The sequence below is a fragment of the Candidatus Nanosynbacter featherlites genome (assembly GCF_005697565.1).
Classification (GTDB): domain Bacteria; phylum Patescibacteriota; class Saccharimonadia; order Saccharimonadales; family Saccharimonadaceae; genus Nanosynbacter; species Nanosynbacter featherlites.
Genome location: NZ_CP040004.1, coordinates 132,834 through 146,865 on the forward strand (window position 1 = coordinate 132,834; position 14,032 = coordinate 146,865).

Here is a 14,032-nt window from a genome sequence, read left to right on the forward strand (position 1 = left end):
TTTTGTCTAATTATGGGGATAAGACAACTTACCTGTTCGAGAGGGTGTTTTATACAGATAATATACTTGACAATTGTATAAATATTTGCTACAATAAAAAAAGTAAAGGCATAATAGTATATAAAGGAGAGTCTTTTATGTCGATCGATAAACCATCATTTAGGGAGATTGCAGGTGTACCCTATGATGCAACTTCAAGTGAGATTACCCCAGAACAGCATGAACGTAACATAGCAATTTTAGAGGTAATTGAGAATGGTCTGTGAGAGGTTCCTAAAATCGATGAGAAAACAAAACAAATTTGTCAGGCTTTCTTTGAAGACAGTCATAGACATGGCGGAAGGTATTCTGCCGCAGAGAAGAATGGTGTGGCATACGAGGGGTTTGTCGACATAGATGGCTATAATAGATCCCTACAATAATATCTGATACTGTCAGAAAATCCATTTGAACCGCTTCGAAGAGCGCTTGAGTAATATCGACAATCACACCCTCAGTAAGCAATGAAACGATTTCGCAAGCGACGGACCAGTTGTAAGGAATACGAAGGCGCACTCAAGACACAGAAGAAGCAAGATATAAATAAACCCTGTGAATAGACAGGGTTTATTTTATATTCTCGAATCTCGCAGAAGACGAGAACTGTGTGGTGAACATCACTACTCTTTGAGTGTAACCTAATATGTAGATAATGTAAATATTGACAAAGTATTAGCAGTATGCTATTATGTATTCATAACACATATCATGTGTGATATATAAAGGTGAGGGTTTCCACGATAATATATGTGGAAATCTTTTTAATAGTGGAGGAAAACTTTCATGGCAGGAACAAAAGCAGGTGGTAAGAAAGCTGCAGCTAAGAATCTGGCAAAAGACCCAAACTTTTACGCAAAAATTGGTGCTAAGGGCGGACGTAACAGCCGTACTGGTGGCTTTGCTGCTAACCCAGACCTTGCTCGTATCGCTGGTGCTAAAGGTGGTAGGATTTCACGCCGCCGCAAGACAAAAACTGTCGCAGCTGACTAGTTAAGATTATTTTGATTATTAAATAGCGCACTTTGGATTACCGGGGTGCGTTATTTGATTCTACGGATTAGGCGACAGGTTCTCGCTTCATTGACGTGCCACTGGACGCGACAGTGCATACAGGAATAGGTATTTTTTGTTTTTTGCAGTCCAATAGCTCCGCACGTAGGGCAGCTGCTACGGGCAGTAAGCCACGATCGATAGGAATCAAGTGATTCCTGGATAATGTCGTCATCCATGCTCAGCGATATGCCATAGCGTGGCGCTAAGACCCTCGTGCAGTATTCCCAGGCCTCTCGCTCCATCTCTATGAGTTGAATATCTCGAGAGAAAGTCTGGTGACCAAGCTCGGCGTGAGCAATCTCATGAAGTAGCTGAGTGGGTGAATTATGCTTGGTATCAACTGTAATCGTTTTGGTGGCTGGTGCCCAACTAAAATCATCACCAGTAGCAATAGTATAGTCTGGAAAGTCGCGCCTAACTAACAGTAGTAATTCATCCATCGACATAGATAAAACCAGTATAGCATGTTACTTTACAGAGGTGGAACAGATGTGCTATAATGACTTGTAATAGACAAATGTGCAAATGTGGAGACTAGTATGAAGCAAATCAATCGACAAAGAGGCTCAGTGATGACTTTTACGGTAGTAGGAGTAGTATTGGCTATTTTGGCGCTTGGGCTACTCTATACTGCTCGCCAGCAAGATAATAATGCTGTAGTACCTGTCGCGACAGATAACAATTCACAGAAACAAGAACTTGCACAAAAAGATGAAAAAGCTGATCAAAATAAATCTGAAACAGCCAAGCCAAACACCACGACCAACACTCAGTCAAATAACTCACAAAAACAAGAACAGCCCAAGAACCAGTCTACGGGCAATGCTCAGAAGCCATCAGCGACACAGCAGCCCGCTCCTACTACTTCGACTGGCCCTGCCACTCCAACTGCTCCTGCAGCCGCTACTAATGGCAGTAGCACTGCGAATCTACCGACAACCGGTCCAGCTGATCACATTGGGGAATTGTTGGTCGTTGGCGTTATTCCAGGTATGGCAGTCGCATACTTCCGTTCTCGGAAGGTTGTATAGCCTCTCTTTGACTTTTGCTAACAGATTGTGGTACTATAAAGATAGCTTGATGTCTACTTTTTTAGTGTGACTCAAAAATATTAATTTAAGGAAGGAGTCTGAAAAGACTTATGGCAAACGCCACAATTACAATGGACGACCTGCTGGCACAAGCAGGCGATAATGTTAAACAATTGACAGCTGGTGAAGTAGTTCACGGTACAGTTTTGTCAGTAAAGAAGCACGAGGTGTTGATTGACCTGGGGCCGTTGGGCGTTGGTTTGGTCCCAAGGCGTGAAGTTGGTTTTTCGAAGACTTGCGCTGTTGGTGACGAAGTTACCGCAAGTGTCATCGACACAGAGCTTGACAATGGATATAGCTTGTTGAGCCTGCGCAAAGCGGCTAAAGATCGAGGCTGGGATGAAGTTGCTGAGAAGCTAGAGAGTGGTGAAATCATCACGATTACCCCATATGACGCAAACCGCGGCGGTTTGTTGGTTGAATACGAAGGGGTTCGTGGTTTCTTGCCAGTATCTCAATTGTCAGCTGAGCACTACCCACGAGTTGGTTCAAGCGACAAGGATGAAATTTTGCAGCGTTTGAATGCGTTGGTTAATGTCGAAATGCGAGTTCGCGTATTGGACGCTGACCGAAAGGCTAATAAGCTGATCTTCTCTGAGAAAGAAGCTATCAAAGAAGGACTGGCAGAGCGATTCAAGCAGTTGTCAATCGGTGATACGGTTCGCGGTGTTGTTACCGGTGTCGTTGACTTTGGTGTGTTTGTGAATGTTGAGGGTATTGAAGGTTTGGTACATATCTCAGAAATCAGTTGGGAGCGCGTCAGTAGCCCAAGTGATTACGTAAAAGTTGGTGAGACGATAGAAGCAAAGATCATCGCTATCGACAAGGACCGCTTGAGCCTCAGTATGAAGCAGCTAACCCCAGACCCTTGGTTGAAAGAAGTTGAACAATTCAAATCAGGCGATCAAGTTGAAGGAACGGTTACTCGCATCACTCCATTTGGTGCTTTCGTACAGTTAAGCCCAGCGGTTGAGGCATTGGTTCACGTGTCTGAGCTGGGTGGTGATGGCACTGATCCAGAGAAAGTATTCACTCTGAACGAGCGCAAGAACTTTACAGTGCTTGATATTGACAAAGAGAGCCGCAAGATCTCTTTGACGCTTGGTGAAGCAAAGAAAAAATAATTAGAACAAAATCCCTGAGGCGTGGTGACGTACCAGAGGTGAGAGGAGCTTATTATGGCAGAAAAAATCGTCAAAATTGCAGATTCAGTAACTGTCGGTGAGCTTGCAGAGACCCTTGGTTTATCCGTGACCACGCTGATTGGTGAGTTGTTCAAAAACGGTATTGCCGCAACAATTAATCAGCGCCTTGACTTTGATACTGCTCAGATTGTAGTGGAAGAGCTTGGTCTGGATGTGCAGTTGGAACGTAAGCAGACGACTAGTACAGATGCACCATTGCGTCATGTCCATCAGCTGACAGATAAGGCTGTAGCCCGTCCGCCCATTGTGGCAGTTATGGGGCACGTTGACCACGGTAAAACAAGCTTGTTGGATGCTATTTTAGACAAAAAGACTGCCGAGGGCGAAGCTGGTGGTATTACACAGCACATTAGTGCTTATCAAGCAGAACGTAACGGCCGAGTAATTACATTGCTCGACACGCCTGGGCACGAGGCATTTGCTGCCTTGAGACAGCACGGAGCAGTGCTGACTGATGTGGTGATTATTGTGGTGGCGGCTGATGATGGTGTTAAACCTCAGACGGTGGAAGCCATCCGGTTTGCGCGTTCTGCAAATGCAAAGATTGTGGTGGCGATTAACAAGATCGATAAAGACACCGCCAATCCACAGTTAGTAAAGACGCAGTTAGCCTCTGAACATGGTCTTAATCCCGAAGAATGGGGTGGCGATACAGTCATGGTTGCTGTGAGCGCTAAGACGGGCCAAAACCTTGATAAACTGCTGGACATGGTCCTGTTGGTGGCAGATATGGAAGACTTACGCGCGGATGTCGATACGCCAGCAGAGGGGCTGGTAATTGAAGCACATATGGAGACTGGCCGCGGTGCTGTGGTTGGCTTGTTGGTGGAACATGGACAATTGAAACCATCGCATTACCTGGTTGCAGGGACGGCATATGGTCGAGTGCGTACCATGCTGGACTTTCGTGGTAAGGCCATGAAGCTAGCGGGTCCTTCAACACCAGTGAATGTGACAGGATTTAAGGAATTACCACAATTTGGTGACAGCTTCGTCATCGCGAAAAATGAAAAAGAAGCGCGACAGATGGCGGCCAAAGCCAAGCTGGAGCAAGAGCGTCGTGCAGCGACGACAAATGTGACAGGCGCTGATATTCTCAAGATGATGAATCAAAAGCATGATGCGCAAGAGTTTAATGTCATCATCAAGGCCGATGTACAGGGTTCATTAACGTCGGTCATTGACAGTTTGAAACTGATTGAGACAAATGGTGAAGTTGAACTGAGAGTGATCGGTCATGGTGTGGGTAATATCTCTGAAAATGACATCCACTTGGCAACTGGTGAAAATACTGTCATTTACGGTTTCAATGTTGATTTGCCTCCTGCTGTTAAGCGGTTGGCTTCTCGCGAGAAAGTAGAAGTACGCCTGTACCGAGTGATTTATGAGCTGCTGGATGACGCAAAATTGTCCATGGAGAACCTGTTGGCTCCAGAAGTGGTAGAGACAGAGATTGGTGCGCTTAAGGTGAAGGGTGTGTTCCGTACAATGCGTGAGGAGGTGATCGCTGGTGGTGAAATGATGCGTGGGAAGGTCTCAAAGGGTCTCCTGGCTCGTTTGAAACGTAAAGGTGAACAGATAGCCGAAGTTGAGGTTTCAAGTGTACAGCGCCAGCAGCAAGAGGCTAAAGAGGTATTTGAAGGTGAAATGTGCGGCTTGAGTCTGAAAACTGCCAAGAAGATTGTGGTCGAAGAGGGCGATGAGCTTGAGTTCTTTACACGAGAGTTGGTGAAAAAGACGCTTTAGGTGTCTTATCTAGGCAAGGTTATTGACTTTTTTGACAATTTGTGCTAGTATTTCTTTAGAGAAAAACTCCAATTAATCTTGGCACATCCAAGTGAAAGGAACCACCACGAATGAATAAAGAGACACCTGCATCACGTCCGACTACCGAGGACTATTTGGCAACTCATCAGGGTCAGCTTGATTCTAATACGGAGAAATATTACCGTTGGAGGCAAGAGACGATAGCTCAGAATACTGCGACTACTCCTGAGGCTTCGGTTAATGACAGCTCTGCTGAGTCCGCCCCAGAAGTTACAGAAGCGGCTTCAACTGACACTGAGCTTGGCAAGTACTACCAAGAAGTTGTTGACCAACATGAGGCTTGGCAAACGAATGGTGTGGAGACTGACTCTGCACGGGAATTATTCAACTATTATGGTAATGTAGATAAATATCTGCAAAAAGCTGGAGAGAATACTGCCTCAGTAGACGAAAACCCTGAAAGCTTGAGCCTGTACGAGCAAGCACAACGTGATAAGTACTTGGGTGATCAGTACGACGAGGGCGAAACTGCTCAGTTAGCCGAAAAGAGCAAGGCGCAGCAGGAGCTAGAAGCGGCAAGGCTGGCGTTTGCTAAGGCGCGTGTTGATGTAGAATCTCACTTCTTTAAAGAGTGGTTTGGCGGAAAGAAGCGTAAGGAAGCTCTTCAGGAAGCAGCAGACAAGCTAAAGGCTTGTGAGTTGGCTGTCGCCAAGGAAGAATTGGCAGAGCAGATTGACCAGTTGAACCAGCTTTCAGGTGAAGAATTGGCAAAACAGCAGGAACTGTTGGCGCAGATGATGGCGGCTCGTGCCTTCCAAGGCATGCAAGAAACTGCTCAGAAGACGACAGAAATATATGATGAAATGCTTGATCAGCGCTTTATGCTTAATGAGGGCGAAGAGTCTAAGTTCAAGAAAGTTGCTGGCAAAGTGAATAAGTTTGCAGCGTGGTTCAAAAAGGGTATCACGAAGGCTGGTGATAAGGCCACGAGTGGTAGTAGCTCATCTCAACTGTTGAAGCTTGGTGCTGGTGGTGCAGCGGCCGGTGCAGTAACCGCTGCCGTTGCAACCTGGCCAATCACTACGGCGGTTGGTTTGGGCGCAGGCCTAGTAACAGCTGGAGTGGTCAAACAATCGGTACTAGAGTCACATCGCGGTGAAGAGCGAGTAACTAATAACTCGCAGGATGCCTGGCAGGACGTGTTTAAGCAGGGTGCTAAAGATACCGAAGATACTGATGAAATGATGGAATCTATGGTCGACACCTATGTCGATAGTAGTCAGAAATCAAGTGAAGAGCGTCAGGAGCGACTTCGTCGGAAAGTTCGCTCGGCAATGAGTAAGGTAGCTATTGGTTACGCCGCAGGTAGCATTACTACAGGAATACTGAAGTCAACAGTATTTGGTGCTGAGAGCCATGCTTCTGGTGCGCAGCATGATAATATAAATCATACTTCAGGCAGTGAGAGTACTACTGGTACAGAACATACACCTGACACCCCTAGTGCAGAATCTACCGACGCTGGTTCTGCCACACAGCCAGAGGCTCCTTCTCCAGTTGGTAGCTACGAATATCCATGGGACTGGGCAGTCGAGCAGTTTGGTCCTGAGAATGCAACAAGTAAGTTACATGAGTTGGCAGAAATGGCTCAAGCAAACGGTCATTCAATTGAGTGGACTGCCAACTTGAATGGTACGGAGTCACTCGCAGTGGACGGAATTTCTCAAACTGATGAGGTTTTGGCAGTACTGAAACAATTTATGTAAAATAGTTACATAAACAGTAAGATACAATAACACAAAAAGGAGATATAAATGTTTGAAATTACTGATGAATTCTTGGCACAAGCTGGTTTTGGGATGTTGCCACCAGAAGCAAAAGAACAGATGCGGCAGAATGTAACCAATAGTGTGCAAGCAAAGATTACTGATCAATTGTTGGCAGCTGTGGGTGAGCAAAAATTGGAAGAATTTGAGGCATTGCTGGACAGTGAAGATGTACCAATGCTGCTCAACTGGTGCCAGGGTAATGGCATTAACTTAACGGAAATCGTGCAGAACTCAATGAACCAGACGATGGTTGAGTTGCAGACACTGCACAATGACGCACTGAATATGGTGCGTGAATAATAGTAATGAGTAGGTTATAATGGCAATCTTTCGGGATTGCTGTTATAATTTATGGAGAGTATAGACGAAAGAAAAGGAGGACTATGTTCCAACTGAATGACGAATTTCTCAAAGAGCTCGGACTGGATCAATTGCCGGAGGAGCAGCGCAAGCCGTTTTTGCAGCACATCTACAGTGAGCTGGAGCTTCGCGTTGGTGAGCGGTTGAGCCAGGGTATGAGCGATGCTCAACTGGAAGAATTTTCTGGCATCATTGATAAGCGTCCGGGGGCAGTAGATGACTTTCTGGCGCGTCACGTTCCTGATTTGATGCAGGACCCAATGTTCCAGCGTTTGGTGCAAGTTTCTGGAGTACCGATGGATGACCCACGCTTGCGGGACGAATTTGCGGCAACAAAATGGCTGGAAGTGAACCGACCAGACTATCGAGATGTCGTTGCTGCTGTTTTGGATGAGTTGAAGCGGGAGATTGTAGCGAATCGTGACGTGATTTTGGCGGCTGATTCTGCTGCTTCGCAAGCAGCAGCCTAGCTATATGGGTTATTGATGTTTATGACCGCGGAGAAACGCTTCTGCGGTCATTTTTTTGCCGCTTGGTGCAATGAGTTCGTCAATGATGAGGAATTGTCCATCGTGGTAGCACTGATCCAGAGCGGTTTTGGGTGTGACGTCAGGATGGGCTTTGGTGATGATGAGACGGAGACCGTCAAACATCATAGTAGAGCGAGGAAAACCGAGATAGGCTCTGACTCGTGCTGCTGCTTGCTTGGCGCTGAGTGATTGTGGATCGAGGGGCGCATCTTGCTTTGACAGTAACTTACAGTAGGTAGCGATGGAATCTTGTTGTGGTTTGAGGTGTATGTCGCCGGATATGATGCGAGGTAATAACTCTACCAGGCGTTGTGAACCCAGATTGAATAATCTGCAATATAGTTCATCACGAGATTCGTCGCTGGAGAGCAAGATGGATTCTTGGTGGTAAATTGGTCCTGCGTCCATCTGGGCGTCTAATTTTATCAAAGATATGCCAGTGTGGGAGTCCAAGTTAGTCATGGCGGCTTCAATGGGAGATGGGCCGCGGTATTGTGGGAGGAGTGATGGGTGAAGATTGATGATGCCGGGGTTGAATAAATCGATGATTGACTGGGGTATTATTTTGCCATAGCTGACCAAAACGCCTACGGGCGATTTGAGTGTTTGAATGGCTGGTGAGATGTCTTTCAGATTGTTTGGCTGCCAGACGGGAATATTGTGCTGGTGAGCGTATGTTTTGACAGCAGGCTCTGACAGTTTACCGCCCCGACCTTTGGGCGCGTCAGGTTTGGTGATGACAGCAGCAATGTGAAATTTTGCCTCATGAAGCGCCTTGAGGGTGATGAGACTGTGCTCTTCGGTGCCAAAAAATACTATCTCAGGCATGATTATCCCCAGAGGTCGGTATTATCTTTGATGCTTGTGTCGTAATTGAGGGGCTGTAATTCACCAGAATCATCAAGGGTATAAAATGCATCGTGCGTATCGCGAATGTGATCGATGAAGACGATGCCGTTAGTGTGGTCAATTTCATGTTGCAATACGCGCGCTAAGAAACCCTCAGCTTTGAAGCGGATCTCGTTACCCTCCAGGTCTAAGGCTTTAACGCGAACCTTAGTGTAGCGTGGTACTTTGCCATAGATGTGTTTTACACTCAAGCAACCTTCAAAATCAGCCACTAAGTCACCTTCGTATTTGACAATTTCTGGGTTGATCAAGGTCATGAAGTCGCGAGTTTTTTTGTTATCAAAGTCAGCTCGGACGATGACGACTCGTTCCAAGCGATCTACTTGCACTGCTGCGAGAGCAGCACTGATTTCATGTGGTCGTGAATCCTCCCAATCTAACGCAGCACTGGTCATGTCGTCAGACAGTTTTTGTATATCGTCGGTAATGACATGGATGCGATGAGATTTTTGACGCAGGTGGGGATTTGGTAGGGCAATAATGTCGTCTCTAGTCATACATTAAGTATATCAGAGGAGGGAAGTCGGGTCGAGTTCGAATTGCCAGTGTTGTGGCGGTAGGTGAGCTAGTAGGGCGACCAAATCATCACGCTGGGGACTTTTGAGCAGCAGTTGCCAACGGTAAGTATCACGTACTCGTTCATAAAACGCAGGTGTTGGTCCTAAAATTTGTACGGTTCTTGGCGCAACTGATTTGAGGGTAGATGCAAGTTTTTGAGCATTGCGAATGGCAGCGGCTTCGGTTTTGTATACGCAAGTGAGTTTCAAAAGATGGGTAAATGGCGGAAACATGGTTGCTTGTCGTTGAGCTATTGTGCGCTGGTAAAAATCAGCGTAATTTTGCGTGAGGCCGTCTTGGATGGCTGGGTGTTGTGGTTGGTACGTTTGGACAACGACGGTTGTTGGGTGATGTGATCTACCGACGCGCCCGACTACCTGAGCAAGCAGCTGGAACGTGCGCTCAACAGCTGCAAAATCAGGAAGTGTTAGTCCTGTGTCTGCTTGCACTACGCCAACAGTTCGTAGATGTGGTAAGTCTAATCCCTTGGCGATCATTTGCGTGCCGATGATGAGATCAATAGTACCATCTTTGACGTCTTGGTATAACTTTTCTACAGTTTGGTCGCTGGGGGTATCCGCGTCAAAACGGGCTATGGTTTGTTGAGGAAATAATTTATTCAATTCTGTTTCGATGCGTTTAGTACCAATACCTCTATGGATGATATCGGCATGCTGGCACTCAGGGCAGACCGTCGGGACGGTCGCTTTATATCCACATATGTGACAGACCAGTTGATGTTTATCCTGGTGTAGGGTTAGCGGAACAAAGCAGTTGGGGCAGCCAGCTTGCCAACCACAATGCTGACACAGAGTGATTGCAGTGGTACCGCGACGATTATGAAAGATCAGTGCCTGATGACCGTCTTTGAACGTTTGCTGGAGTTGAGAGAGCAGGGTGTCTGACAAGAAAAAATGTTGAGTAAAATTATTACGCTTAGTCATGTCAACGATTTTGACGGTCGGTTTGACGGCATCTTTACGAGCGGGTTTGGGCATGGTGATGATGGGTCGGTTTCGTTGCTCAGACAAATAATAGTCGGCGATGCTGGGAGTAGCGCTACCCAGAACTAATTTGGCGCTATGGTCCTGCGCCAGCACGGCAGCGGTGCGCAGTGCGGAGTAGCGGGGGGATTGTTCTTGCTTGAAGCTAGGTTCGTGGCATTCATCAATGGCGATAAATCCGAGGTTATGTATGGGCATGAATAGGGCTGACCTTGGGCCGATGACCACGACGGGCTTGTTGGCGTTCAAAACGTGTAGCCATGCTGCATGGCGTTCAGCCTCAGTCTGGCGAGAATGAGTGACAATTACATTGTCGAGATGCTCTGTGAAGGCTGATACCAGCTGGGTCGTCAGGGCTATTTCTGGGATTAGTATAATGGAAGACTTTCCCTCAGCTGCAGCGCGTTGTGATGCTTCAATGTAGACTAGTGTTTTTCCGGAGCTGGTGACGCCGTGTAGCAAAGCCGTTCCACTGGCCATGGAATCAATGATTTTCAGGGCTTGGAGCTGATCTTTGGTGAATACATTTTTTGTTCGATTTTGCACATTGACAGAGGTGGAATCTACGGATTTTCGTCGCTTTTTGGTGATGCCGCGTGGCAGGATGGTTTGCCAGACGGTGGCAGGATGTGTTGCGTAAAATTGGCTCATCCAAGTGTGCAATGACAGCAATTGGCTGGGTAGTGGCGGCTGATCTACAACCGAAATTATTTCCCGTGTGTCGTATGGAGGCTGCGATATTTTTTGCAAAACAACACCAACAACAACCTTCTTGCCGACGGGAATGGTCACAATAGTTCCTGGTGCTAGTTCTTCATGTGAAGCATAGGAAAAGCTGCCAGCGTCAGCGCGGATGACTGTGGTTGGAGACACCTCGTAGTATTGCATAGCTATTATTATAACGCTTCATCAATGCTACAATAAGCATATGTATTTTCAGAGTCGCATACAGGCAGGCGCGGAGTTGGGGCAGCAGTTGTTCGAAAAATATCGTTATGAAAACTGCGCAGTGCTGGCATTGGGCGAAGGTGGGGTGTTGGTCGGTGAGCAAATTGCGGTCAGGTTGCACTGTGTTTTAATGATGCTTCTGTCGGAGAGTATTGATGTTCCTGGAGAAGGGTTAAGCTTTGGTGCGGTTTCTCAAAGTGGGAAATTTACCTACAACAGTGACTTTTCGTCTGGCGAGATTCGAGAATATACCAATGAATTTCATGGTTATTTGGAACAGCAAAAACAGCAGGCGTACCAACGAATTAATCGACTGCTGGGTGATGGTGGTATCGTTGACGCAGCGTTGTTGAAAGACCGGACGGTTATTTTGGTGAGTGATGGTTTTGGTGATAATCTTTCAAGCCTGGATGTGGCTTTGGGATTTTTAAAATCAATTCGTATTGAAAAACTGGTGGTGGCTTTACCTGTGTGTAGTATTGCTGCTGTTGATCGATTGCACATCACGGTGGATGATTTGCATATATTGGACGTCAAGGAAAACTTCATGGGGATTAATCATTATTATGAGGATAATGAGCTACCTTCACGCGAAGAGACCATTGCAAAAATCAACCAAGTAATTATGAATTGGCGCTAAAGGACTTGCCGGGTGTTGTAAAATTGTGCTACACTGGAGTTAAGTAAAGAAGGGGATGCAGTAAAGAGCACAGGACTATGTTAGACGTTTTTATTACATCGCGGGTGAGGCGTAAGATTGTGGTTGTTTATGCTAAATATCCTGATTTTCACACTCATGTACGTGGGTTGGCGAAGTTGATCAAAGAAGATCCAGGAAATATTCAGCGCGAGTTAAAGAGATTGGAAAAAGTCGGTTTTCTCAAAAGCGAGAAGCAAGGCAATTCGCGAACATATTTCACAAATAAGCAATTTCCAATTTTCAAGGAGTTGCAAGGAATGGTGATTAAGTCGCAGCAGCATGCGGCACGACCGAAGCGTAGTTCGGTTGATAGAGATTGATGACGCTGTTTGAGCGGATTTTGGCGGCGCGGGGCCTGACGACGCGGGCAACGCGCGAAGCTTTCTTGCAGCCGGATTATACGGCGGTAAAACATGATCCGTTTTTGCTGCCGGATATGGAGAAGGCGGTGGCGCGGTTGAAACAGGCGCGGGATCAGGGCGAAAAAATCGTCATTTACGGTGATTATGATATTGATGGGCTGAGTGCCACGGCGCTGCTGTTGGATGCGTTTGGTAAGTTTGGTTTTGAGGATGTCGACGCCTTCATCCCGAACCGGTTTGTTGAGGGTTATGGCATGACCATGGGTGCGGTGGACAAGGTACGCGACATGGGTGCGGATCTGATCGTGACGGTAGATACCGGTAGTTTGTGTCATGCGGAAATTGCCTATGCTACTAGCTTGGGAATTGATACGGTAGTGACGGATCATCATAACGTGGCCGAGACGCCGCCGCCGAGCGTGGCAGCGGTGAATCCGAAATTTTCGGGACATACTTATCCGTTTCGTGATTTGTGTGGTGCGGGCGTGGCGTTCAAGCTGGTGCAGGCGCTGCAAACTGAACTGGACGGACTGCCTGATGGCTATGAAAAGTGGCTGCTCGATTTGGTGGCACTGGGGACGGTCTGTGATATCGTGACGTTGGCTGATGAAAATCGGGCGAATGTGTATTGGGGACTAGAGGTTCTGAAAAAACAACAACGCCCAGGACTGAAAGCGTTGATGGTGGTAGCGGGTATTGAGCCGGAGCAGGTTAATGCCCGTCATCTGGGCTTTGGTCTGGGTCCGCGAATGAATGCGGCGGGGCGGTTGGAGACGGCGCAACACGCGTTGGACATGCTGGTGGCGCATGATGGACTGGCGGCGCTGGAGGCCAGTGAGAAACTGGAGGAATTGAACATCAAGCGGCGCAGTATTCAGGATGCCATCTTTGAGGAAGCATGTGTGCAAGCCGAGAAGCTGGCGAATGACCGTGTGCTGGTGGTTAGTAGCGATAGCTGGAATCACGGTGTTATCGGCATTGTGGCGTCGAAATTGGTGGAAAAGTATAAAAAGCCGGTGTTTATCATTGGCGAGCGCGGTGAGGAAGCCACGGGTTCAGCGCGCAGTTTTGGTGATTTTTCAGCAGCGGATGCCGTGCGGGCGGTGGATGACATTATCATCAAAGGTGGCGGGCACGGAGCGGCGGCTGGCGTGACGCTGGAGACTGAAAAAATTGGTGATTTTCGTCGTCGGGTGAATGAGTTTTATGATTCGCTGCAGCTGACACATCAAGAGCGATATTTATTGCCACGAGCTGATGTGGAAATCGATGATTTTTCGGAAATTAATGAGGAATTGGTGGCAAATCTAGCGAAAATGGAGCCATTTGGCAATGGTAACCCAGAACCAGTGCTAACAATTGCCAGAGCATCAGTGCTAAGCATGCGGCGAATGGGCGCGGATGGGCAACACGTTAAATTAGCGCTGCGTGATAAAAACGGTAAAGTATTGCAGATGCTGGCGTTCAACGCGCCAGAGGAGTTTTTCCGTGAGCCAGGCGATGAGGTGGCAGTGTGGTTTCAGCCAGTTGTCAATGAATGGCAGGGAGTACGAACGGTTGAAGGACGGTTGCTACACGTGAGTGAAGTAGAATAGTCATCGTTAGGGTTGCTATAAGGGCTACAGGGTTGCATTATACTAATTTATGTGATATAATAGAAACTAGTTCAAGAAATAA

Annotated in this window: 14 protein-coding genes; 11 read left to right on the forward strand and 3 right to left on the reverse strand. The window is 47.0% G+C overall.

Annotation, left to right across the window (positions count from 1 at the left end; all coding sequences use genetic code 11):
- The first annotated feature begins 137 nt into the window (after positions 1-137).
- The 8 genes from FBF37_RS04185 to FBF37_RS00700 all read left to right on the forward strand — a co-directional run bounded on the left by FBF37_RS04185 (position 138) and on the right by FBF37_RS00700 (position 7,814).
- On the forward strand, positions 138-266 hold the full coding sequence (locus FBF37_RS04185) for a hypothetical protein (protein WP_290367476.1): 129 nt from the start codon (positions 138-140) through the stop codon (positions 264-266).
- A gap of 556 nt (positions 267-822) precedes the next feature.
- Entirely contained in the window at positions 823-1,029 is a 207-nt protein-coding gene (locus FBF37_RS00670) for a con-10 family general stress protein (protein ID WP_138078494.1), read from the forward strand.
- A gap of 602 nt (positions 1,030-1,631) precedes the next feature.
- The gene (locus FBF37_RS00675; RefSeq protein ID WP_138078496.1) at positions 1,632-2,123 is read left to right on the forward strand and encodes a hypothetical protein; all 492 of its coding nucleotides are present in this window, start codon (positions 1,632-1,634) and stop codon (positions 2,121-2,123) included.
- 110 nt (positions 2,124-2,233) lie between these two features.
- On the forward strand, positions 2,234-3,307 hold the full coding sequence (locus FBF37_RS00680; RefSeq protein ID WP_138078497.1) for a 30S ribosomal protein S1: 1,074 nt from the start codon (positions 2,234-2,236) through the stop codon (positions 3,305-3,307).
- 54 nt (positions 3,308-3,361) lie between these two features.
- Complete coding sequence (gene infB, locus FBF37_RS00685) at positions 3,362-5,134, forward strand: translation initiation factor IF-2 (protein WP_138078499.1); 1,773 nt, start codon at positions 3,362-3,364, stop codon at positions 5,132-5,134.
- Between the two features lie 110 nt (positions 5,135-5,244).
- On the forward strand, positions 5,245-6,921 hold the full coding sequence (locus FBF37_RS00690; protein WP_138078501.1) for a hypothetical protein: 1,677 nt from the start codon (positions 5,245-5,247) through the stop codon (positions 6,919-6,921).
- A gap of 48 nt (positions 6,922-6,969) precedes the next feature.
- Positions 6,970-7,284, forward strand: a complete 315-nt coding sequence (locus FBF37_RS00695; RefSeq protein WP_138078503.1) for a DUF5663 domain-containing protein — start codon at positions 6,970-6,972, stop codon at positions 7,282-7,284.
- 83 nt (positions 7,285-7,367) lie between these two features.
- Positions 7,368-7,814: a DUF5663 domain-containing protein gene (locus FBF37_RS00700; RefSeq protein WP_138078505.1), complete on the forward strand. Its 447-nt coding sequence runs from the start codon at positions 7,368-7,370 to the stop codon at positions 7,812-7,814.
- 9 nt (positions 7,815-7,823) lie between these two features.
- Here FBF37_RS00700 and FBF37_RS00705 read toward each other — a convergent pair whose 3' ends face one another.
- The 3 genes from FBF37_RS00705 to priA are packed head-to-tail and all read right to left on the reverse strand — an operon-like array spanning position 7,824 to position 11,233.
- A complete protein-coding gene (locus tag FBF37_RS00705) occupies positions 7,824-8,702 on the reverse strand; it encodes a methionyl-tRNA formyltransferase (protein WP_138078507.1) in 879 nt (292 codons plus the stop codon).
- A 2-nt stretch (positions 8,703-8,704) separates the two neighbouring features.
- Complete coding sequence (gene def, locus FBF37_RS00710; RefSeq protein WP_138078509.1) at positions 8,705-9,280, reverse strand: peptide deformylase; 576 nt, start codon at positions 9,278-9,280, stop codon at positions 8,705-8,707.
- Positions 9,281-9,292: 12 nt separating this feature from the next.
- Positions 9,293-11,233 (reverse strand): replication restart helicase PriA, encoded by a 1,941-nt coding sequence (gene priA / locus FBF37_RS00715; protein ID WP_138078511.1) that lies wholly within the window; start codon positions 11,231-11,233, stop codon positions 9,293-9,295.
- Between the two features lie 40 nt (positions 11,234-11,273).
- On the opposite strand from priA, the gene FBF37_RS00720 reads away from it, so the two are divergent.
- The 3 genes from FBF37_RS00720 (at position 11,274) to recJ (ending at position 13,950) form a co-directional block, all read left to right on the forward strand.
- Positions 11,274-11,933 carry a phosphoribosyltransferase gene (locus tag FBF37_RS00720; protein ID WP_138078513.1) on the forward strand — a complete coding sequence of 220 codons (660 nt, stop codon included), beginning with the start codon at positions 11,274-11,276 and terminating at the stop codon, positions 11,931-11,933.
- 77 nt (positions 11,934-12,010) lie between these two features.
- Positions 12,011-12,313: a helix-turn-helix domain-containing protein gene (locus FBF37_RS00725; RefSeq protein WP_138078515.1), complete on the forward strand. Its 303-nt coding sequence runs from the start codon at positions 12,011-12,013 to the stop codon at positions 12,311-12,313.
- Positions 12,313-13,950 carry a single-stranded-DNA-specific exonuclease RecJ gene (gene recJ / locus FBF37_RS00730; RefSeq protein WP_138078517.1) on the forward strand — a complete coding sequence of 546 codons (1,638 nt, stop codon included), beginning with the start codon at positions 12,313-12,315 and terminating at the stop codon, positions 13,948-13,950. The genes FBF37_RS00725 and recJ overlap by 1 nt, the downstream gene beginning before the upstream one ends.
- Positions 13,951-14,032: the final 82 nt, after the last annotated feature.